This window comes from Pseudomonas sp. GV085, assembly GCF_003050925.1.
Lineage (GTDB): Bacteria > Pseudomonadota > Gammaproteobacteria > Pseudomonadales > Pseudomonadaceae > Aquipseudomonas.
The window spans coordinates 59,727-80,569 of the sequence record NZ_QAOV01000015.1; the positions used below are offsets into that span (position 1 = coordinate 59,727).

Sequence of the window (20,843 nt, forward strand, 5' to 3'; positions counted from 1 at the left end):
TTTCGCCAGCGTAGCGTGTTAAACGCGGGCTGCAGCGAATTAGGGCGAATTTTCTAACAATTGATTCTATGAATGACCTTGCATGCTCAAGCGTGTTTAAGGTCTTCGCAGTACGGAAATGACCGGAAAGTCGCGTTTCAACCCGTTTTTCAGGCGATTGACAATTGTCGGAAATTCCGTGAAGGTGACGTACCCAAATCAAACGGGCGTATGAATTGAGCGTTTGTATTTCAGACCGCTCCTACAGAATCCCGACTATCGCGTTGGCGGGTGTGCCGGGTGGATAGGCGTAGCATTGACGATCAACGTCCCTGCCAAGCCATTTGCCTGCGTCCGACGTGTACTGTTCAGCTTCCATATCGTGGAGATCAGTTGATGATTTACGAAGGTAAAGCCATCACGGTTAAGGCTCTTGAAAGTGGCATCGTCGAACTGAAGTTCGACCTCAAGGGTGAGTCCGTCAACAAGTTCAACCGTCTAACCCTGAACGAACTGCGTCAGGCCGTAGACACCATCAAGGCAGATGCTTCGATCAAGGGCGTGATCGTCAGCAGTGGCAAGGACGTGTTCATCGTCGGCGCCGACATCACCGAATTTGTCGACAACTTCAAGCTGCCGGATGCAGAACTTGTTGCTGGCAACCTCGAAGCCAACAGGATTTTCAGCGATTTCGAAGACCTCGACGTCCCGACCGTCGCCGCAATCAACGGCATCGCGCTGGGTGGCGGTCTGGAAATGTGCCTGGCGGCGGACTACCGCGTCATGTCCACCAACGCCAAGATCGGTCTGCCGGAAGTCAAGCTGGGCATCTACCCGGGCTTCGGCGGTACTGTGCGCCTGCCGCGCCTGATCGGTGCCGACAACGCCATCGAGTGGATTGCCGCCGGCAAGGAAAACCGTCCTGAAGACGCGCTGAAAGTTGGCGCTGTCGACGCAGTGGTCGCTCCTGAGCAGTTGCAGGATGCCGCGCTGGAACTGGTCAAACGCGCCATTTCCGGTGAGTTCGACTACAAGGCCAAGCGCCAGCCGAAGCTGGAAAAGCTCAAGCTCAACGCCATCGAACAAATGATGGCTTTCGAAACCGCCAAAGGTTTCGTGGCCGGCCAGGCTGGCCCGAACTACCCGGCGCCGGTTGAAGCGATCAAGACCATCCAGAAAGCCGCGAACTTCGGTCGCGACAAGGCGCTGGAAATCGAAGCGGCCGGTTTCGTCAAACTGGCCAAGACCTCGGCCGCGCAGAGCCTGATCGGCTTGTTCCTGAACGATCAGGAACTGAAGAAAAAGGCCAAGGCCTACGACGAAATCGCCAAGGACGTGAAGCAGGCCGCCGTACTGGGCGCCGGCATCATGGGTGGCGGTATCGCCTATCAGTCGGCTTCCAAAGGTACGCCGATCCTGATGAAGGACATCAACGAGCACGGTATCGAGCAGGGGCTGGCCGAAGCCGCCAAACTGCTGGTTGGCCGCGTTGATAAAGGTCGCATGACCGCCGCGAAAATGGCTGAAGTGCTCAACGGTATCCGCCCAACCCTGTCTTACGGAGACTTCGGTCACGTGGACCTGGTGGTTGAAGCGGTCGTCGAGAACCCGAAGGTCAAGCAAGCGGTACTGGCTGAAGTTGAAGACAAGGTCAAAGAGGACACCATCCTCGCGTCGAACACTTCGACCATTTCCATCACCTTGCTGGCCAAGGCCCTCAAGCGTCCGGAAAACTTCGTCGGCATGCACTTCTTCAACCCGGTGCACATGATGCCGCTGGTGGAAGTCATCCGTGGCGAGAAGTCCAGTGAGCTGGCGGTTGCCACCACCGTTGCCTACGCCAAGAAAATGGGCAAGAACCCGATCGTCGTCAACGATTGCCCGGGCTTCCTGGTCAACCGCGTCCTGTTCCCGTACTTCGGCGGTTTCGCCAAGCTGGTCAGCGCCGGTGTGGACTTCGTCCGTATCGACAAGATCATGGAAAAGTTCGGCTGGCCAATGGGCCCGGCCTACCTGATGGACGTGGTCGGCATCGACACCGGCCACCACGGACGTGACGTGATGGCTGAAGGTTTCCCGGACCGCATGAAGGACGACCGTCGTTCGGCCGTTGACGTGCTCTACGAAGCCAAGCGCCTGGGCCAGAAGAACGGCAAGGGCTTCTACGCCTACGAGACCGACAAGAAGGGCAAGCAGAAGAAGGTGGCCGATCCGTCGGTGCTGGAAGTGCTCAAGCCGATCGTTTACGAGCAGCGCGAAGTCACCGACGAAGACATCATCAACTGGATGATGATCCCGCTGTGCCTGGAAACCGTGCGTTGCCTGGAAGACGGCATCGTCGAAACCGCTGCCGAAGCCGACATGGGTCTGGTCTACGGTATTGGTTTCCCTCCATTCCGTGGCGGTGCGCTGCGCTACATCGACTCGCTCGGTGTGGCAGAGTTCGTTGCCCTGGCCGACCAGTACGCTGATTTGGGCGCGCTGTACCACCCGACCGCGAAGCTGCGTGAAATGGCCAAGAACGGCCAGAGCTTCTTCGGTTAAGCGCCCCCAACTAGAGTGAGAGTGAACTTATGAGCTTGAATCCTAGAGACGTCGTGATTGTCGACTTCGGTCGTACTCCGATGGGCCGCTCCAAGGGCGGCATGCACCGCAACACCCGTGCCGAAGACATGTCGGCGCACCTGATCAGCAAATTGCTGGAACGCAACGTCAAGGTTGACCCGAGCGAAGTCGAAGACGTGATCTGGGGCTGCGTCAACCAGACCCTGGAGCAGGGCTGGAACATCGCGCGCATGGCGTCGCTGATGACCCAGATCCCGCACACCTCGGCCGGCCAGACCGTCAGCCGCCTGTGTGGCTCGTCGATGAGTGCCCTGCACACTGCTGCGCAAGCGATCATGACCGGTAACGGTGACGTCTTCGTGGTTGGCGGCGTCGAGCATATGGGTCATGTGAGCATGATGCACGGTGTCGATCCGAACCCGCACATGTCGCTGTACGCGGCGAAAGCCTCGGGCATGATGGGCCTGACCGCGGAAATGCTGGGTAAAATGCACGGCATCACCCGCGAGCAACAGGACGCTTTCGGCGTGCGCTCCCACCAACTCGCCCACAAGGCGACCGTGGAAGGCAAGTTCAAAGACGAAATCATCCCGATGCAGGGCTATGACGAGAACGGTTTCCTGAAAACCTTCGACTACGACGAAACCATTCGTCCGGAAACCACCCTGGAAAGCCTGGCGGCCCTGAAGCCGGCGTTCAATCCGAAGGGTGGCACCGTGACCGCCGGTACCTCGTCGCAGATCACCGATGGTGCCTCGTGCATGATCGTGATGTCGGCGCAACGCGCACAAGACCTGGGCATCCAGCCTCTGGCGGTGATCCGTTCGATGGCGGTGGCAGGTGTGGATCCGGCCATCATGGGCTATGGTCCAGTACCGGCCACACAAAAAGCACTGAAGCGCGCGGGTCTGGGCATCTCCGACATCGACTTCTTCGAGCTCAACGAAGCTTTCGCCGCACAGGCCCTGCCAGTGCTGAAAGATCTGAAAGTGCTCGACAAGATGAACGAGAAGGTTAACCTGCACGGTGGCGCGATCGCCCTGGGCCACCCGTTCGGTTGCTCCGGTGCGCGTATCTCCGGCACTTTGCTCAATGTGATGAAGCAGAATGGCGGCACCTTCGGGGTGGCCACCATGTGCATTGGTCTCGGCCAAGGCATCTCCACCGTCTTCGAACGCGTTTAAGCGTCTCGCTGATGGAAGCCGGGGCCAAGTGCCCCGGTTTTTGTTTTTCCGGGTTTTTTTATTTTTGTTTTGAAAATATTTGAGTGAGGGCCGAAGCATGCCGATACAACCTGGGCTCTACCAACATTACAAAGGTCCGCAGTACCGCGTATTCAGTGTCGCGCGGCATTCGGAAACCGAAGAAGAAGTGGTCTTCTACCAAGCCCTGTATGGCGATTACGGCTTTTGGGTACGTCCCTTGAGCATGTTCCTGGAGTCGGTCGAAGTTGACGGCGAACAGGTGCCACGCTTTGCTTTGGTGCAGGCCGAACCAAGCCTTTTTACCCAGCCATAAGCTGAGTGCGCGCAGAACCCTGCGCTTGACCTCACCTTGTTGCCACTATATATAGCGGTGCCGCGTCAGGCGCCAATCGCCTTTCACTTCTCGAATTCAGGAATTTTCTGATCCATGGGCAAATCGCTGGTCATTGTGGAATCCCCGGCTAAGGCCAAGACCATCAACAAGTATTTGGGCAACGAATACGTGGTGAAGTCGAGTATCGGCCATATCCGAGACCTGCCCACCAGCGGTTCGGCTAGCGCCAGCAAAGAGCCAGCCGCCAAGCGCGGCAAGGCTGCTGCGGGTGAAGTGCCGGCACTGTCGCCGAAAGAAAAAGCGCGCAAGCAGCTGGTCGCGCGCATGGGTGTCGATCCGGATCATGGCTGGAAAGCCAAGTACGAGATCCTCCCGGGCAAGGAAAAAGTCATCGAAGAGCTGCGCCGGCTCGCCAAGGATGCTGACACCATCTATCTCGCAACCGACTTGGACCGCGAGGGGGAAGCCATTGCCTGGCACCTGCGCGAAGCCATCGGTGGTGACGACAGCCGCTACAAGCGCGTGGTGTTCAACGAAATCACCAAGAAGGCGATTCAGGAAGCCTTCTCAAAGCCAGGCGAGCTGGATATCGACCGCGTCAACGCCCAGCAGGCGCGTCGCTTTCTCGACCGCGTCGTGGGTTACATGGTTTCGCCGCTGCTGTGGGCCAAGATCGCTCGTGGCCTGTCCGCCGGTCGCGTGCAGTCGGTTGCCGTGAAGCTGGTGGTCGAGCGCGAGCGTGAAATCCGCGCGTTCATCCCTGAAGAGTACTGGGAAGTTCATGCCGACCTCGGCACAGCCAAGGGCGCGACCGTGCGTTTCGACGTGGCTCGTGAAAAGGGCGAAGCCTTCAAGCCGCTCAACGAAGCCCAGGCCATGGCCGCGCTGGAGAAGCTCAAGTCCTCCAGCTACAGCATCGTCAAGCGTGAAGACAAACCGACCAGCAGCAAACCGTCGGCACCGTTCATCACTTCCACCCTGCAACAGGCCGCAAGCAACCGCCTGGGCTTTGGTGTGAAGAAAACCATGATGATGGCCCAGCGTTTGTACGAAGCCGGCTACATCACCTACATGCGTACCGACTCCACCAACCTTTCGGTTGATGCCGTGGCGATGGCGCGTACCTATATCGAAGGTGAGTTCGGCAAGAAGTACCTGCCGGAAAATCCGAACGTCTACAGCAGCAAGGAAGGCGCACAAGAGGCTCACGAAGCGATTCGTCCGTCTGACGCCAATACCGAGCCAAGCAAGCTGTCGGGCATGGAGCGTGACGCTGAGCGCCTCTACGAGCTGATCTGGCGCCAGTTCCTCGCTTGCCAGATGCTGCCGGCGCAATACCTGTCGACTACCGTCACCGTGGGTGCCGGCGACTTCGAGCTGCGCGCCAAGGGCCGCATCCTGAAGTTTGACGGTTACACCCGTGTCATGCCGCAAATCGCCAAGCCGGGCGACGACGATGTATTGCCGGACATGGCCCAGGGCGACGCGATGAAGCTGATCAAGCTTGATCCGACCCAGCACTTCACCAAGCCACCGGCGCGTTACTCGGAAGCCAGCCTGGTAAAAGAAATGGAAAAACGCGGCATCGGTCGTCCTTCGACCTACGCAGCGATCATTTCGACCATCCAGGACCGTGGTTACGTGGCGCTGCACAACCGTCGTTTCTACTCGGAAAAGATGGGCGATATCGTCACCGAGCGTCTGGCCGAGAGCTTTTCGAACCTGATGGACTACGGCTTCACCGCCGGCATGGAAGAGCATCTCGATGACGTGGCCCAGGGCGAGCGCGACTGGAAAAACGTGCTCGACGAGTTCTACGGCGACTTCAAGAAAAAGCTCGAAGTGGCCGAAAGCCCGGAAAGCGGCATGCGTGCCAATCAACCGGTGATGACCGACATCCCGTGCACCACCTGCGGTCGTCCGATGCAGATTCGTACTGCGTCGACCGGCGTGTTCCTCGGTTGTTCGGGCTACAGCCTGCCGCCGAAAGAGCGCTGCAAGGCCACCGTCAACCTGGTGCCGGGCGACGAAATCGCCGCGGACGACGAGGGTGAGTCGGAGTCGCTGGTGTTGCGCGGCAAGCATCGCTGCCCGATCTGCAGCACGGCGATGGATGCTTACCTGCTCGATGAGAAACGCAAGTTGCACATCTGCGGTAACAACCCGGATTGCGATGGCTACGAAATCGAAGAGGGCACCTATCGCATCAAGGGCTATGAAGGCCCGAGCCTGGAATGCGACAAGTGCGGTAGCGAAATGCAGCTCAAGACCGGCCGTTTCGGCAAGTTCTTCGGTTGCACCAACGCGACCTGCAAGAACACGCGCAAACTGCTGAAGAGCGGCGATGCGGCACCGCCGAAGATGGATCCGGTGAAGATGCCTGAGCTGAAGTGTGAAAAGGTCAACGACACCTACATTCTGCGCGACGGTGCATCAGGCTTGTTCCTGGCCGCCAGCCAGTTCCCGAAAAACCGCGAGACTCGTGCTCCGCTGGTAATGGAAATCGTCCCGCACAAGGATGAGATCGATCCGAAGTATCACTTCCTCTGCGAAGCACCGAAGAAAGATCCGGATGGCCTCCCGACTGTGATTCGTTACAGTCGCAAGACCAAGGAACAGTACGTGCAGACCGAGGTTGACGGGAAGCCGACTGGCTGGAAAGCGTTCTACGACGGCGGCAAGTGGGCGGTCGAAGACAAGCGTCCGGCAGCCAAGGCTTAACAGCCTGGGGTAATGAAACGGCCGCATGACCACCCTCGGGTGTTCATGCGGCCTTTTTTGTTTTTGCTGCTTTCTCTGTAGGAGCGAGCCTGCTCGCGAAAAACTCAAGGGCAACACGTTTTTCCAGGATGTACACGTTATCGTTTACGTTTTTCGCGAGCAGGCTCGCTCCTACAGTGTTGGCATCGGCATCGGCATCGGCAGAGGACTTGCGGTTTGCCTGGCTGATCCACGACACTGTCCAACCTGCATGAAGCAATTATTTCGTTGTGGAGGCTGCCGTCATGGCCCACGAACTGTATACCCGCACCAATCAGAAGATTTATTTCGCCGGCTTGTCGCTCGAAGCGCTGGCCCGCACTGAAGAGGGGCGGGCGATGAATTCGCTGGCGCTGATCCAGGCGGGACGCGAATCCGCTCTGTTTCACCTGTACGGCGCGCTGTTGGGGCTGTGTCACGAAATCGCCGGTTACTATCGCTTGCCTCAGGCCAATGCGCCCCGTGCAGAGTTATTGCTGACTCGCGAAGTGCTGGAGTCCATCGCCATTCCGGAAATGGCTGAGCTGGTCGAGCTGGCCAATAACCCGGAGACCTGGCTGGCCAAACTCCTGGCCGCCCATGCTGCGCTGTTTCAACCGCCGCGCGCGCCGCACAAGCCGAAAGGGGACGTGACCCAGCCACTGATTCAGGCTGTCAATCTGGATGAAGAGGACGCGCCGGAGGAACTGAGCCGGGAGGAACTGGAGAGTTGGCGTCAGAACCTGAAAGCATTGGCGATCCGGTTTCGTGAAGGGTTGAACGAGTGCTGACAAACACATTTGGGTAATGACATCTGGTCAAGATCCCAAGCGAAGCCCGAGCGATGCCTATATAATCCCCGCCTTTCGTGGAGAACAGTCCTTTATGCCAACGTCCTTTCTAGAAATTGTCGAGTTACCAGACGGCCGTATTGAGCTGCGCAGGGCCGAGGACGAGGGTTCTCTGGTTACTTTGGATTTCTCCGAGGACGCCAAAGCGTTCCTGCAAGGACAGCACGTGGAAGTCGCCAAGGCGATGTTGAGCGTCGGTGTACAGATGGCCGGTCGCATGGTTGAAGGCGAATTCGACAAGGACGAGGGGTCGCGGGTGCTTCATTGATCCCCGTCTGTCGTTTTTCTTGATATCGCTACACATCGGCTTCTCAGTCCCTGGAGAAGCCTTGCGCGGTGAAGCACGCGTCTTGTCTGTCAGTCAGCCCAGTCGAATATTCAGGCTCTGAGCGTCCCCGGTGCGGGCGGCGCTGATCAGTTGTTGCCGCGATTGCGGGCTCAATGGGTTGATCCAGCTGACCACCGTGTGGCTGCGACCCAGGCGCAGCGCTTCGCAGGTCAGTTGCTGGGCGCTCTGGGTACCCCGCGGTTGCAGCAACAGAATGCGTTCGCGGTTGAGGCCGGCATCTCGCAGCCAGGCTTGGGTCAGGCTGGCGGGTGGTGCGATCAGTGTCAGCCAGCGTGCATCCTGGTCCTGGCTCAATTCCCTGAGGATCGGTGCCAGCAGGCTCAGGCAGTTCCCGGCTGCACCACGCAGTGACAGCTCGCTGAAAACGTCAGGTTCGGCGCTCCAGGGGGACTCGACTACGTCTTTCAGAATCGGCGCCAATGGCTGTGCCATGAACGCTTCGAACAACGGCAGTTGGGTTTGCTGTGGTGATGTCTGTGGGAACTGCATGGTGCCTCCTTTAGCGGCGAATGACGCCGACACTCAAGCCTTCGATCACCAGTTCCTGGTCTTGAAGGTTCACTTCAATCGGGGCGAACTCGGGGTTCTCGGCGATCAGCCAGACTTTGCTGCCGTCACGCTTGAAGCGCTTGACGGTCACTTCGTCGCCGATTCGCGCCACCACGATCTGGCCGTTACGGGCTTCGCGGGTGGTGTGGACCGCCAGCAGGTCGCCGTCGAAAATGCCGACATCCTTCATGCTCATCCCATGGACACGCAGCAGGTAGTCGGCGCGCGGATGGAAGAAGGCGGGATTGATGTTGCAGGACTCTTCGATGTGTTGCTGCGCAAGAATCGGGGCGCCGGCGGCGACCCGGCCAATGATCGGCAGGGTGGAATCGTCGGCCTTGGCTTCGAAGCCGGGGATGCGAATGCCACGGGAGGCGCCAGGCGTCATCTCGATTGCACCCTTGCGGGCCAGTGCCTTGAGGTGTTCTTCCGCCGCATTGGGTGATTTGAAACCCAGTTCCTGAGCGATTTCCGCGCGGGTCGGCGGGTAGCCGTTGTCTTCCAGGCAGCGTTTGATGAAGGCCAGAATCTCGGCTTGGCGTGGCGTCAGCTTTAGCATATTGATCGCTCTGTTTTTTTATACAGTGACTGGGATTATATACAGTGGGGCGGTCTTGGCAATGCTCCTTTTTTCAGTGGCCGCCGGACGGTCAATCAGGCAGTGGATTGAAGCTTCGCCGTTGTGTGGTTAAATGTCTGACCGACCATTCACGAAACGAACTGCCAGGCTTGACAAGGCGCGGGCTGAAACGTATGTTTCAAACAAGTGTTTGTCAGGCGGAGTAGCCATGGCCCAGTCGGAAACCGTTGAACGCATTCTCGATGCTGCCGAGCAGTTGTTCGCGGAAAAAGGTTTCGCCGAAACCTCGTTGCGCCTGATCACCAGCAAGGCCGGTGTCAACCTGGCGGCGGTGAACTATCACTTCGGTTCGAAGAAGGCGTTGATCCAGGCGGTTTTCTCGCGGTTCCTCGGGCCGTTCTGCATCAGTCTCGATAAAGAGCTGGAGCGGCGTCAGGCCAAACCCGAAATCAGGCCGACACTCGAAGAGTTGCTGGAAATCCTCGTCGAGCAGGCACTGGTGGTGCAGCCGCGCAGTGGCAACGACCTGTCTATCTTCATGCGTTTGCTGGGACTGGCGTTCAGTCAGAGCCAGGGGCACTTGCGTCGTTATCTGGAAGACATGTACGGCAAGGTGTTCCGCCGCTACATGATACTGGTCAACGAAGCGGCGCCGCGTATTCCGCCCATCGAACTGTTCTGGCGCGTGCACTTCATGCTCGGTGCGGCGGCGTTCAGCATGTCCGGTATCAAGGCCTTGCGGGCGATTGCCGAAACCGACTTCGGCGTGAATACCTCGATCGAGCAGGTCATGCGCCTGATGGTGCCATTCCTGGCCGCCGGCATGCGTGCCGAATCCGGTGTGACGGATGCGGCCATGGCCACTGCCCAGTTGCGTCCACGCAGCAAATCGACACCGGTTGCCGCCAAGGTATAACCGCACATGGGTGGGCGCGGCAGCTGACATCCGCTAAGCTAGCCGCCCATGCCGACTCTCGTTCTGAACCCGTTTCTCATTGAGCTTGCCAATCTGCCGGGCCATGCCCTTGGCGGCGAATTCGTGTGGGCCGGGTTTTCTGTTATCAAGGAATTCTTATGACTGCTGGCTTGCAAGGCTCGTTGATGGTGGACGTCGCCGGTACCTGGCTGACGGCTGAAGATCGCCAATTGTTGCGCCAGCCCGAAGTGGGCGGCCTGATCATCTTTGCCCGCAACATCGAGCACCCACGTCAGGTGCGTGAATTGAGTGCGGCAATCCGCGCCGTCCGTCCCGACTTGTTGCTGGCTGTGGACCAGGAGGGCGGTCGTGTGCAGCGCCTGCGCCAGGGTTTCGTGCGCTTGCCTGCCATGCGCGCCATCGCCGACAACCCGAACGCCGAGTACCTGGCCGAGCAGTGCGGCTGGATCATGGCGACCGAAGTGCTGGCCGTTGGCCTGGACCTGAGCTTCGCCCCGGTGCTCGACCTCGATTACCAGCGCAGCGCGGTGGTGGGTACCCGTTCGTTCGAGGGTGATCCCGAACGCGCTGCCTTGCTCGCTGGTGCATTCATCCGTGGCATGAACAGTGCGGGCATGGCGGCCACCGGCAAGCACTTCCCCGGCCACGGCTGGGCGGAAGCGGATTCCCACGTCGCGATTCCCAACGACGAACGCAGCCTCGACGAGATCCGCGCCAACGACCTGGTGCCGTTTGCCAAATTGAGCAAGCAACTGGCCGCGGTCATGCCGGCCCACGTTATTTATCCACAAGTCGATTCCCAGCCCGCCGGTTTCTCCCGCCGCTGGTTGCAGGACATCCTGCGCGGTGAGTTGCAATTCGACGGGGTGATTTTCAGTGACGACTTGTCCATGGCAGGCGCTCACGTGGTCGGCGATGCCGCCAGTCGTATTGAAGCTGCGCTGACTGCCGGTTGCGACATGGGCCTGGTGTGCAACGACCGTGCGGCTGCCGAGCTCGCCCTGAGCACTGCCCAGCGTTTGAAGGTCAAGCCTTCCGAGCGCATTGCGCGGATGCGCGGCCAGTCGTTTGCCAACTCTGAATACCGTCAGGACCCGCGCTGGCTGGCCGCTGTCGGCGCGCTCAAAGAAGCTCAATTGATTGATTAAGGACTGTTCGTTATGACGGTTTACGCGATTATCGGTGGCACAGGCCTGACTCAACTCGAAGGCCTGAGCATTCGCCAGTCACTGACAGTGGACACGCCTTATGGTGCACCTTCGGCTGACGTTCAGATCGGCGAGTATGCCGGCAAGGAAGTGTTGTTCCTCGCACGTCACGGTCATCCGCATCGGTTTCCGCCGCATCAGGTCAACTACCGCGCCAACCTCTGGGCGTTGAAGCAGGCTGGCGCCGAAGCCATTCTTGCAGTCAATGCCGTGGGTGGAATTCACTCGGCCATGGGCACAGGGCATTTCTGCGTGCCGCATCAGTTGATCGACTACACCAGCGGTCGTGAGCACACCTACTTTGCCGATGACCTGGAGCACGTCACCCATATCGACTTCAGCTACCCCTACAGCGAACCGTTGCGCCAGCAACTGATCGCGGCATTGGCGGCCGAAGGTGTGGGCTACAGCAGCCATGGCGTGTATGCGTGCACTCAGGGGCCGCGCCTGGAGACAGTGGCTGAAATCGCCCGGCTGGAGCGCGATGGCTGCGACATCGTCGGCATGACCGGTATGCCGGAAGCAGCCCTGGCCCGGGAACTGGAACTGGATTACGCCTGTCTGGCGCTGGTGGTGAATCCGGCGGCGGGCAAGTCGACGGCGGTGATCACCATGGCCGAGATCGAGCAGGCGTTGCATGACGGCATGGGCAAGGTCAAATCGACCCTGGCGCGGGTGCTCAAGGGCTGAGTTAGCCTCGGCACCGAGTTGACCCTATCGCGAGCAGGCTCGCTCCCACAGGTTTAGCGGTGTACACAGAGTTTGTGTATGGCGCGGACCTTGTGGGAGCGAGCCTGCTCGCGATGGCGATCTAAAAGGCGCCGCAGATATCAACGCTTTTCGAGGTTTTCCGGCAGTGGCGCAAACAGCGCCTCGATATCATCGTTCTGCAGTTTCCAGTCCCCGGCCTTGCGCCCATCCAGCACGCCGGCCGCGAGGTCGGATTTTTCCTTCTGCAGGTGCTGAATCTTTTCTTCCACTGTGCCGCGCGCAATCATTTTGTAAACGAACACCGGCTTCTCCTGACCGATGCGATACGCCCGGTCAGTCGCCTGGTTTTCCGTCGCCGGGTTCCACCACGGATCGTAATGAATCACCGTGTCCGCTTCGGTCAGGTTCAGGCCAACGCCACCGGCCTTCAGGCTGATCAGAAATATCTGACGCTTGCCGCTCTGGAATTCCTTCACCGGCGTGCGGCGGTCGCGAGTCTGGCCAGTCAGCAGGGCGTAGGCCACGCCGCGTTTGTTCAGTTCGTCTTCGATCAGCGACAGCATTGAGGTGAACTGCGAGAACAGCAGGATCCGCCGACCTTCCTCGAACAGTTCTTCGAGCATTTCCATCAGGCTGTCGAGCTTGCCTGACGTGCTGCCACGGGTTGGCAGGGTCGCCTCGTTGACCAGGCGCAAATCGCAGCACACCTGGCGCAGCTTGAGCAGGGCTTCGAGAATGATGATCTGGCTGCGGGCCACGCCTTTGCGGGTGATTTCGTCGCGGACTTTCCTGTCCATGGCCAGGCGCATGGTTTCGTACACATCGCGTTGGGCCTCGTTGAGTTCGACCCAGTGGATGATCTCGGTTTTCGGCGGCAACTCAGTGGCCACCTGTTCCTTGGTGCGGCGCAGCAGGAAAGGTTTGATCCGACCGTTGAGGTGCTCAAGCCTGACCTCGCTGGTGCGTTTTTCAATCGGCACGCGGTAATCGCGGTTGAAACTTTTGACGTCGCCCAGCCAGCCGGGCAAGAGGAAGTGAAACAGCGACCAGAGTTCACCGAGATGGTTTTCCAGCGGTGTGCCGCTCAGGCACAGGCGCTGCCGGGCGTTCAGTTCGCGGGCTGCGTGGGCTGCCTTGCTGCCAGGGTTCTTGATGTATTGCGCTTCGTCCAGCACCAGTATGTGCAAGGGCTGCGCCGCCAGGCGTTCGACATCCTTGGGCAGCAGCGCATAGGTGGTCAGGATCAGATCGTAGTCGGCCAGCTTGTCGAAGTGCTTTTTGCGGCTGGCACCGTACAGTGCCAGTACCTTGAGCTGCGGCGTAAAGTGCGCCGCTTCGTCGAGCCAGTTGGGGATCAGGCTGGTCGGCATCACGACCATGCACGGCCGGTCGAGGCGGCCGGCGTTTTTCTCGCACAGCACGTGCGCCAGTGTCTGCAGGGTTTTGCCCAGGCCCATGTCGTCCGCGAGAATTCCACCCACTTCCAGCTGCCGCAGCGACTGCATCCAGCTCAAGCCTTCGAGCTGATACGGACGTAGCGTCGCATTCAGGCCGTCCGGGGCGGCGGCCGTGTGGTCCTTGATGTCGCGCAGGCGCTGGGCAAAGGTGCGGATCTGTTCGCCACCCTCCCACAGTAGTGGCATGTCTTCCAGCGGGTTCAGGCGCGTGGCATCGGCCTTGCTCAGGCGCAGCGTGGTGTCGCCGGGCTCCTGCAGGTAGAACTCGCCGAGGGTGGCCAGCACCGGCTTCAAGCGGCCGAAGGGCAGGGCGACTTGCAGCGGGCCGTGCTCGGAGTTCGGGCGATTGGGGATGTTGACCAGGATCAGCTCGTCGTCGCGGCGTCGGGCAAGGCGTTCCGGGTTGAGGATTTCGGTGTGGGAGCGCATCAGGTTGAGCAGGATCGGCAACAGGCTCAGGCGTTCGCCGTTGACGATGATCCCCAGTTCCAGATCGAACCAGTCGCGCTCCGGTACCTGTTCGACCGTGGCGTACCAGTCGTCTACCGCCGTCAGGTCGAAGCCGAAGTCCTCGTCGATCTGCAATTCCCAGCCCTGGGTGCGCAACTTCGGCAGTTCATTGAGGGTAAAGGTCAGCCAGGCGCTGTCATTGATCATCTCGAACAGCTCGCCGGCACTTTCCGGCAGGGCCTTGCTTTGCCGGGTGGCGACTTTGAAGCCAAGGATTCGCAGCTGTTCCCGGTAGGACTGTTCCACTTCCGGGTGGCGTTTTATCCGCAGCGTCTGGCTTTCCTGACGAATCAGGATGTCGGCGTTTTTCTGTCCGCAAACGTACTCGTCCAGGTAACTGAAAGACAGCGCCGCCCGATGCTGGATGTATCGCTGCATTCGACCGTTGCGCGGTTCGAACGCGCTGAACTCGATGCTGGCCAGCCACAGGCGCGGGAGGGGCTGCACATTGTCCACCAGCACTTGCGGCGGGGCTTTCGGGCTGCGGTTTTCCAGGACTGCCTGGAGTTTTTCCAGAAGTTCGGCGTCTTTGGCGGCAGCGGGGTAGTCGAGGGTTTCCTGCACTTGCAGGAGCACCGCTGCGCAATGTTTGCAGTTGTTGTGGACCGGGCACGAGCAGGTGGCGTCGACCATCAGCAGCGTGCCCTTGGCTGACTCGCGCAGGCGAATGGTCTGACGGTAAACGTTACTGCCAGAGCCTTCGCAAACGGCGATGATCGTGGAGTCGCCGGCCTCGACGATCCTGACACGGTTCTCCAGCGCGTAGCGGCGGCCACGCTCCAGGCTCTGTTCCTTGAATCGGCTGACCCAGGAGGGTGCCAGGGGTTTGCTCAGGGTCGCGGACATAAGGACTTCAATCAGTCCGGAATTTCATCGGGGACTGGCCGAGGTGCGGGGGCGGTCAGCGAGGTGATCTTGATCAGCAGGCCGAGGTGGCCGTTGTCGAGGAAGTTCAACTGGCCGTTCTTGGTGTGGCTTTCCTGTTTCAGGCGCTCGCTGGCGGTCACCATGCCATTGGCATCGATCTGATTGACCCAGAAATCGGCGTCGACGTCGGTAAAGCGTCCCAGCGTCATGTTCAGCGTGCCTTCGATCGGGAACTGACCATATTGTTCCTTGCCGTCGCTGATCGCCACTTTGCTGGCAGTTTCGCCGAGGGGCTGTTGCCAGGCCTTGTGCAGCAACACCGTGTAGTCGGCGCTGCTGGTGAGTTTTTCCACCTCGCCATTCAGGCTTGGCGTACGCAAGCTGTCGGCGCTGACCGGTTGGGCGCCAGCGGCCCAGTCTTCCGGTGCGGCGCGGCTGACAATCGCCGGTACGGCGTTTTGACGGACCAGAATCATTTCGACCTGATACAGGTCATCGGCAAATGCCGTGGGTGCGACCAGCGCTGGAATGAGCAGGGTCAGCAGGGTCAGTGAGCGAAACAGGCGCATGCGGCGTCCTTCAAGCAGTTTTCGGAACGAGGCGCTCGAACAGCGCCTCTACAGTATTAAAGCGCTCTTCCGGGCGCTCCATCGGAACCATGAACTTGAACATCGTGGCGCCTTCGAATTTGTAGCGTTTTGGCTGGCCCTGGATCAGCTTGATCAGGGTCAGCGGGTCGACCGGCGTCTGCGCGGCGAACTCGACGCGACCGCCTTGCGGGCCGCCATCGACTTTCTTGATGCCCAGTTGCTCGGCCTGCAATTTCAATGCAGTGATGCGGATCAGGTTCTTGGTCGGTTCCGGCAACAGGCCGAAACGGTCGATCATCTCCACTTGCAGATCCTTGAGGCCTTCCTCATCGGTGGCCGAAGCGATGCGCTTGTAGAGAATCAGGCGGGCGTGAACGTCCGGCAGGTAGTCCTCGGGAATCAACGCCGGAACCCGCAGGTTGACCTCCGGACCGCCGCCGAGCGGTTGGTCGAGGTTTGGCTGCTCGCCCTTGCGGATCGACTTCACCGCGCGCTCGAGCATTTCCATGTACAGCGTGAAGCCGACCGCCTGGATCTGCCCGCTCTGGCCGTCGCCGAGCAGTTCGCCGGCGCCGCGGATTTCCAGGTCGTTGGTGGCGAGCACGAAGCCCGCGCCGAGGTCCTGGGTGTTGGCGATCGCTTCCAGGCGCTTTTCCGCGTCCGGGGTGATTTGCTGGCGCGGTGGCGTCAGCAGGTAGGCGTACGCCTGGTGGTGGCTGCGTCCGACCCGGCCGCGCAACTGGTGCAACTGTGCCAGGCCGAACTTGTCGGCACGCTCGATGATGATGGTGTTGGCGCTCGGTACGTCGATGCCGGTCTCGATGATGGTCGAGGCGATCAGCACGTTGAAGCGCTTGTGATAGAAGTCACTCATCACCTGTTCGAGATCGCGTTCGCGCATCTGCCCGTGACCGATAGCGATCCGTGCTTCCGGTACCAGCTCGGCGAGGTCGGCGGCGCATTTCTCGATGGTCTTCACGTCGTTGTGCAGGTAGTAGACCTGGCCGCCACGCAGCAACTCACGCAGCAAGGCCTCTTTGACCGTGCTCTTGTTCTGCTCCATGACGAAGGTGCGTACCGACAGGCGGCGGGCCGGCGGCGTGGCGATGATCGACAGATCGCGCATGCCCGACACCGCCATGTTCAGCGTGCGCGGAATCGGCGTGGCGGTCAGGGTCAGGATGTCGACTTCGCTGCGCAGCGCCTTGAGCTGTTCTTTCTGGCGTACGCCGAAACGGTGTTCTTCGTCGATGATCACAAGGCCAAGGTTTTTGATCTTCACGTCGTCCTGCAGCAGCTTGTGCGTGCCGATGACGATGTCGATCTTGCCTTCGGCCAGGTCCGCGACCGCCGCATTCACTTCCTTGGCCGACTTGAAGCGGCTCATCACTTCCACGGTCACCGGCCAGTCGGCGAAGCGGTCGCGGAAGCTGTTGTAATGCTGCTGGGCGAGCAGGGTGGTCGGCACCAGGATCGCCACCTGGCGTCCACCGTGGACTGCAATGAACGCCGCGCGCATCGCCACTTCGGTCTTGCCGAAGCCAACGTCGCCGCACACCAGGCGATCCATAGGCTTGGGCGCGAGCATGTCCTCGCGCACCGCTTCGATGGTGGTTTGCTGGTCCGGGGTTTCTTCGAACGGGAAACCGGCGCTGAAGGTGGCGTAGTCGGCTTTCGGATCGGCGAAGGCGTAGCCTTCGCGGGCGGCGCGGCGGGCATAGATGTCGAGCAACTCGGCGGCCACGTCGCGCACCTGTTCGGCGGCTTTGCGCTTGGCTTTTTGCCAGGTCTCGGAGCCGAGGCGGTGCAGCGGGGCCAGGGCGTCGTCGCTGCCGGTGTAGCGGGCGATCAAGTGCAGGTTGGCCACCGGCACATAGAGCTTGGCGCCTTCGGCGTATTCCAGGGCGAGGAACTCGGCGGTCTGGCTGTCGATTTCCAGGGTCGCCAGGCCCAGGTAGCGACCGACACCGTGGTCGATGTGCACCACCGGCGCACCTTCGCGCAGCTCGGTGAGGTTCTTGATCACCGCATCGTTGTTGGCATCGGTGCGTTTTTCGCGGCGACGGCGCTGCATCACGCGCTGGCCGAACAACGGGCTTTCGGCAACCAGGGCCAGGGCCGGGTCGTCCAGCAGCAAGCCTTCGTCGAGCGGGGCGATGGTGATCGCCAGGCGATCCTTGCCGGCGACAAAGTCTGGCCAGCTATCGACGGTCTTCGGTCGCAGCTTCAGGCGTTCCAGCAGTTCCAGCAGCACTTCGCGGCGGCCTGCGGATTCGGCGGTAAACAGTACGCGACCGGGGAACTGGTCGAGGAAGTCGGCCAGTGCCGCCAACGGTTGGGTGGCCTTGGCTTCGATCGCCAGGTTGGGCAACTCGCGAGCCGGGAAACGCTCGCGACCGCTACCGCTTTCTACATCCTGTTGACTGGCCACCACGCGCGGCCAGTTCTTCAGGCGCGCGAAGCAGTCTTCCACCGGCAGGAACAGTTCGGCGGGCGGTAATAAAGGACGGGACGGGTCGACGCGGCGCTCTTCATAGCGATTACGCACGTCGTTCCAGAAGTTTTCCGCGGCTTGCTCGATGCCCGGCAGGGAAAACACTTGCGTGTCCTGGGGCAGGTAATCGAACAGCGTCGAGGTTTCTTCGAAGAACAGCGGCAGGTAGTACTCGATACCGGCCGGGGTAATCCCGCTGCTCAAGTCCTGGAAAATCGGGCAGCGGCGGAAATCGACGTCAAAACGCTCGCGGAAGCGCGCCTTGAAGCGGGTGACCGCTTCTTTCTGCAGCGGGAATTCCTTGGCCGGCAACAGCTTGACCGAATTGACTTTGTCGATGGAGCGCTGGTTCTCCGGGTCGAAGGTGCGCAGGGTTTCGATTTCGTCGTCGAACAGATCGATGCGATACGGCAGCTTGCTGCCCATCGGGAACAGATCGATCAGCGAACCGCGAACGGTGAACTCGCCGTGTTCATACACGGTATCGACGTAGCGATAGCCCGTGGCTTCAAGGCGGGTGCGCATTTGCTCGACGTCGAGCTTCTGGCCGATATCCAGCACCAGGCTGCTGCCGAGCAGGAATTTGGTCGGTGCCAGGCGGTGCAGGGCGGTCGTGATCGGCACTACCAGCACGCCATGGCTCAGTTCCGGCAGCCGGTACAGGCTGGCGATGCGCTGGGAAATGATGTCCTGGTGCGGCGAGAACAGGTCGTAGGGCAGGGTTTCCCAGTCGGGAAAGTGCAATACCGGCAAATCCGGGGCGAAGAAGCCCAGCTCCTGTTCCAGCCGTTCGGCACTTTGGCTGTCGGCGGTCAGTAGCAGGGTAAAGCGCTTGGCAGCGCTGGCGGCCTCGGCGATGGCCAGGCTCAGGGCGGCACCGGGCAGGTTGCCCCAGTGCTGTTTACCTGCCGCGGCAGGGAGAAGCGGTAGACGCAGAACGGGCACGGAAGGTTGAGCTCCAAGCGTTGCGACAAAGTCGGTAATTGTAGCGGTCTACGATGCCGCCTGTCAGTTGCAGACTGCGTCTAAAGCACGGGTTTGGTGAAATGTAGTGGTAAAGACAAAATTCGGCGGTTTTTTGCCAGAAATTACTGAATATGTAGTGGCAAAAACAACGAGTGTTACGGAGGGTTACGGACAACGAGGCGTGACCTCCAAAAAATTGACTGCGCTGAAAGCCCCGGTTTTATTGGGCTGGCGCGAGGCGTAAGTTTTTTGAACGATGAATTGTTACGAAAAGCACGACGGGCGCGCATTGCTACGGCGGTCACTCGGCGGCATAATGTAGCCCCTTTTTTCTGCCCCTACATAGTGGAAGGTTCCCGTGACTCAGAAGCCCGACCAGTGTCTTGGTGAATGGATCGACCGTGAAGCACTCGCAGAAGCGATGATTCCGCTTATCGGTCAGCTCTACCGCAATAACAACGTGGTGAGCTCGATCTATGGCCGCAGCCTGATCAATCGTTCAGTCATTGCGATTCTCAAAGCTCACCGCTTTGCTCGTCACCGTCAGTCCGACGAAAGCGAGCTGTCCGTCCACGAAACATTCCCGCTTATCAAGGCGATGAGCGAGCTCAAGCTCGGCGCCGCTTCGGTGGACCTGGGCAAGCTGGCAGCCAAATTCAAGGCCGAAGGCAATGGCCGTACCGCCGAGCAGTTCGTCCGTGAAGAACTGGCTGACGTGGTTGGCCAGCAAAACGCATCCGCCCGCAAAGGCACCGACGTTGTCCTCTACGGCTTCGGTCGTATCGGCCGTCTGCTGGCGCGCATCCTGATCGAGAAAACCGGTGGTGGCGACGGCCTGCGCCTGCGCGCCATCGTGGTCCGCAAGGGCGCCGAGAACGACCTGGTCAAGCGTGCCAGCCTGCTGCGTCGTGACTCGGTTCATGGTCCGTTCGATGGCACCATCACCATCGATGAAGCCAACAACACCATCACCGCCAACGGCAACCTGATCCAGGTGATCTACGCCAAGAGCCCGGCCGAAGTCGACTACACCCAGTACGGCATCGAAAACGCTCTGATCGTCGACAACACCGGTGTATGGCGTGACGCTGACGGCCTGGGCCAGCACCTGGCCTGCCCGGGCGCTGCCCGCGTGATCCTCACCGCACCTGGCAAGGGCGCGCTGAAGAACATCGTTCACGGCATCAACCACGGCGACATCAGCCCTGACGACAAGATCATCTCGGCGGCTTCCTGCACCACCAACGCCATCGTGCCGGTGCTCAAGGCAGTCAACGACAAGTACGGCATCATCAACGGCCACGTCGAAACCGTTCACTCGTTCACCAACGACCAGAACCTGATCGACAACTTCCACAAGGGCAGCCGTCGTGGTCGCGCCGCGCCGCTGAACATGGTAATCACCGAGACCGGTGCCGCCACCGCAGCCGCCAAGGCGCTGCCAGTGCTCAAGGGCAAGCTGACCGGCAACGCGATTCGCGTGCCTACGCCGAACGTGTCGATGGCCATCCTGAACCTGAACCTGGAAAAGGCCACCACTCGCGAAGAGATCAACGAGTACCTGCGCCAGATGGCCATGCACTCGGATCTGCACAAGCAGATCGACTACGTGAGCTCCCAGGAAGTGGTTTCCACCGACTTCGTTGGCTCGCGCCACGCAGGCGTAGTGGACGCGGAAGCGACCATCACCCAGGATAACCGCGTTGTTCTGTACGTCTGGTACGACAACGAGTTCGGTTACAGCTGCCAGGTGGTTCGCGTGATGGAAGACATGGCCGGTGTAAACCCGCCAGCATTCCCGCGCTAAGCCTTTAGCTGCACATGAAGCGCCCCGACTTTGGTCGGGGCGTTTTTGTTTGTGCGCTCCGCAATAAATACGCTTTAGAAACAATCCTGTAGGAAAAGGATCGTTTCTTTTGGCGAAATTTCTGAATCATTCTTTTGACCCTGCC

Annotated in this window: 16 protein-coding genes; 10 read left to right on the forward strand and 6 right to left on the reverse strand. The window is 60.1% G+C overall.

Going from position 1 to position 20,843, the window contains the following annotated elements:
• The first annotated feature begins 375 nt into the window (after positions 1–375).
• The 4 genes from fadB to topA all read left to right on the forward strand — a co-directional run bounded on the left by fadB (position 376) and on the right by topA (position 6,804).
• Positions 376–2,523, forward strand: coding sequence for a fatty acid oxidation complex subunit alpha FadB (gene fadB / locus C8K63_RS25685; protein ID WP_108219231.1), 2,148 nt, complete (start codon positions 376–378; stop codon positions 2,521–2,523).
• Between the two features lie 29 nt (positions 2,524–2,552).
• Complete coding sequence (fadA, locus tag C8K63_RS25690) at positions 2,553–3,728, forward strand: acetyl-CoA C-acyltransferase FadA (RefSeq protein ID WP_053160736.1); 1,176 nt, start codon at positions 2,553–2,555, stop codon at positions 3,726–3,728.
• Between the two features lie 97 nt (positions 3,729–3,825).
• On the forward strand, positions 3,826–4,062 hold the full coding sequence (locus C8K63_RS25695) for a DUF1653 domain-containing protein (protein WP_108219232.1): 237 nt from the start codon (positions 3,826–3,828) through the stop codon (positions 4,060–4,062).
• Positions 4,063–4,176: 114 nt separating this feature from the next.
• Entirely contained in the window at positions 4,177–6,804 is a 2,628-nt protein-coding gene (topA, locus tag C8K63_RS25700) for a type I DNA topoisomerase (protein ID WP_108219233.1), read from the forward strand.
• 43 nt (positions 6,805–6,847) lie between these two features.
• Here the strand turns inward: topA and C8K63_RS25705 are convergent, their stop codons facing one another.
• Entirely contained in the window at positions 6,848–7,042 is a 195-nt protein-coding gene (locus C8K63_RS25705) for a hypothetical protein (RefSeq protein WP_108219234.1), read from the reverse strand.
• Positions 7,043–7,088: 46 nt separating this feature from the next.
• Between C8K63_RS25705 and C8K63_RS25710 the strand changes: the two genes are divergently transcribed.
• A complete protein-coding gene (locus C8K63_RS25710) occupies positions 7,089–7,613 on the forward strand; it encodes a DUF6586 family protein (protein WP_108219235.1) in 525 nt (174 codons plus the stop codon).
• A 94-nt stretch (positions 7,614–7,707) separates the two neighbouring features.
• Positions 7,708–7,941: a hypothetical protein gene (locus C8K63_RS25715; RefSeq protein ID WP_108219236.1), complete on the forward strand. Its 234-nt coding sequence runs from the start codon at positions 7,708–7,710 to the stop codon at positions 7,939–7,941.
• A 93-nt stretch (positions 7,942–8,034) separates the two neighbouring features.
• Here the strand turns inward: C8K63_RS25715 and sulA are convergent, their stop codons facing one another.
• Together sulA and lexA are read right to left on the reverse strand one after the other, a co-directional pair.
• Positions 8,035–8,511, reverse strand: a complete 477-nt coding sequence (gene sulA, locus C8K63_RS25720) for an SOS-induced cell division inhibitor SulA (RefSeq protein ID WP_007991406.1) — start codon at positions 8,509–8,511, stop codon at positions 8,035–8,037.
• A 10-nt stretch (positions 8,512–8,521) separates the two neighbouring features.
• Positions 8,522–9,130: a transcriptional repressor LexA gene (lexA, locus tag C8K63_RS25725; protein ID WP_007974043.1), complete on the reverse strand. Its 609-nt coding sequence runs from the start codon at positions 9,128–9,130 to the stop codon at positions 8,522–8,524.
• A gap of 229 nt (positions 9,131–9,359) precedes the next feature.
• Between lexA and C8K63_RS25730 the strand changes: the two genes are divergently transcribed.
• The 3 genes from C8K63_RS25730 to C8K63_RS25740 all read left to right on the forward strand — a co-directional run bounded on the left by C8K63_RS25730 (position 9,360) and on the right by C8K63_RS25740 (position 11,986).
• Positions 9,360–10,067, forward strand: coding sequence for a TetR/AcrR family transcriptional regulator (locus C8K63_RS25730; protein WP_108219237.1), 708 nt, complete (start codon positions 9,360–9,362; stop codon positions 10,065–10,067).
• A 158-nt stretch (positions 10,068–10,225) separates the two neighbouring features.
• A complete protein-coding gene (nagZ, locus tag C8K63_RS25735) occupies positions 10,226–11,236 on the forward strand; it encodes a beta-N-acetylhexosaminidase (RefSeq protein WP_108219238.1) in 1,011 nt (336 codons plus the stop codon).
• Between the two features lie 12 nt (positions 11,237–11,248).
• Positions 11,249–11,986 (forward strand): S-methyl-5'-thioinosine phosphorylase, encoded by a 738-nt coding sequence (locus C8K63_RS25740; protein WP_108219239.1) that lies wholly within the window; start codon positions 11,249–11,251, stop codon positions 11,984–11,986.
• A 140-nt stretch (positions 11,987–12,126) separates the two neighbouring features.
• On the opposite strand, the gene C8K63_RS25745 is transcribed toward C8K63_RS25740, so the two are convergent.
• Genes C8K63_RS25745 through mfd form a run of 3 tightly spaced genes read right to left on the reverse strand, consistent with a single transcriptional unit; the run spans position 12,127 to position 18,870 of the window.
• Positions 12,127–14,820, reverse strand: coding sequence for a DEAD/DEAH box helicase (locus C8K63_RS25745; protein WP_108219240.1), 2,694 nt, complete (start codon positions 14,818–14,820; stop codon positions 12,127–12,129).
• 11 nt (positions 14,821–14,831) lie between these two features.
• Positions 14,832–15,410, reverse strand: a complete 579-nt coding sequence (locus C8K63_RS25750; RefSeq protein WP_108219241.1) for a CsiV family protein — start codon at positions 15,408–15,410, stop codon at positions 14,832–14,834.
• Between the two features lie 10 nt (positions 15,411–15,420).
• Positions 15,421–18,870, reverse strand: coding sequence for a transcription-repair coupling factor (mfd, locus tag C8K63_RS25755; protein ID WP_108219242.1), 3,450 nt, complete (start codon positions 18,868–18,870; stop codon positions 15,421–15,423).
• Between the two features lie 379 nt (positions 18,871–19,249).
• Between mfd and C8K63_RS25760 the strand changes: the two genes are divergently transcribed.
• The gene (locus C8K63_RS25760; RefSeq protein WP_108219243.1) at positions 19,250–20,698 is read left to right on the forward strand and encodes a glyceraldehyde-3-phosphate dehydrogenase; all 1,449 of its coding nucleotides are present in this window, start codon (positions 19,250–19,252) and stop codon (positions 20,696–20,698) included.
• Positions 20,699–20,843 lie beyond the last annotated feature (145 nt).

Coding starts and splice junctions, on each gene's coding strand:
- fadB (WP_108219231.1), top strand. CDS start 376: ATGATTTACGAAGGTAAAGCCATCACGGTTAAGGCTCTTGAAAGTGGC.
- fadA (WP_053160736.1), top strand. CDS start 2,553: ATGAGCTTGAATCCTAGAGACGTCGTGATTGTCGACTTCGGTCGTACT.
- C8K63_RS25695 (WP_108219232.1), top strand. CDS start 3,826: ATGCCGATACAACCTGGGCTCTACCAACATTACAAAGGTCCGCAGTAC.
- topA (WP_108219233.1), top strand. CDS start 4,177: ATGGGCAAATCGCTGGTCATTGTGGAATCCCCGGCTAAGGCCAAGACC.
- C8K63_RS25710 (WP_108219235.1), top strand. CDS start 7,089: ATGGCCCACGAACTGTATACCCGCACCAATCAGAAGATTTATTTCGCC.
- C8K63_RS25715 (WP_108219236.1), top strand. CDS start 7,708: ATGCCAACGTCCTTTCTAGAAATTGTCGAGTTACCAGACGGCCGTATT.
- sulA (WP_007991406.1), bottom strand. CDS start 8,511: ATGCAGTTCCCACAGACATCACCACAGCAAACCCAACTGCCGTTGTTC.
- lexA (WP_007974043.1), bottom strand. CDS start 9,130: ATGCTAAAGCTGACGCCACGCCAAGCCGAGATTCTGGCCTTCATCAAA.
- C8K63_RS25730 (WP_108219237.1), top strand. CDS start 9,360: ATGGCCCAGTCGGAAACCGTTGAACGCATTCTCGATGCTGCCGAGCAG.
- nagZ (WP_108219238.1), top strand. CDS start 10,226: ATGACTGCTGGCTTGCAAGGCTCGTTGATGGTGGACGTCGCCGGTACC.
- C8K63_RS25740 (WP_108219239.1), top strand. CDS start 11,249: ATGACGGTTTACGCGATTATCGGTGGCACAGGCCTGACTCAACTCGAA.
- C8K63_RS25745 (WP_108219240.1), bottom strand. CDS start 14,820: ATGTCCGCGACCCTGAGCAAACCCCTGGCACCCTCCTGGGTCAGCCGA.
- C8K63_RS25750 (WP_108219241.1), bottom strand. CDS start 15,410: ATGCGCCTGTTTCGCTCACTGACCCTGCTGACCCTGCTCATTCCAGCG.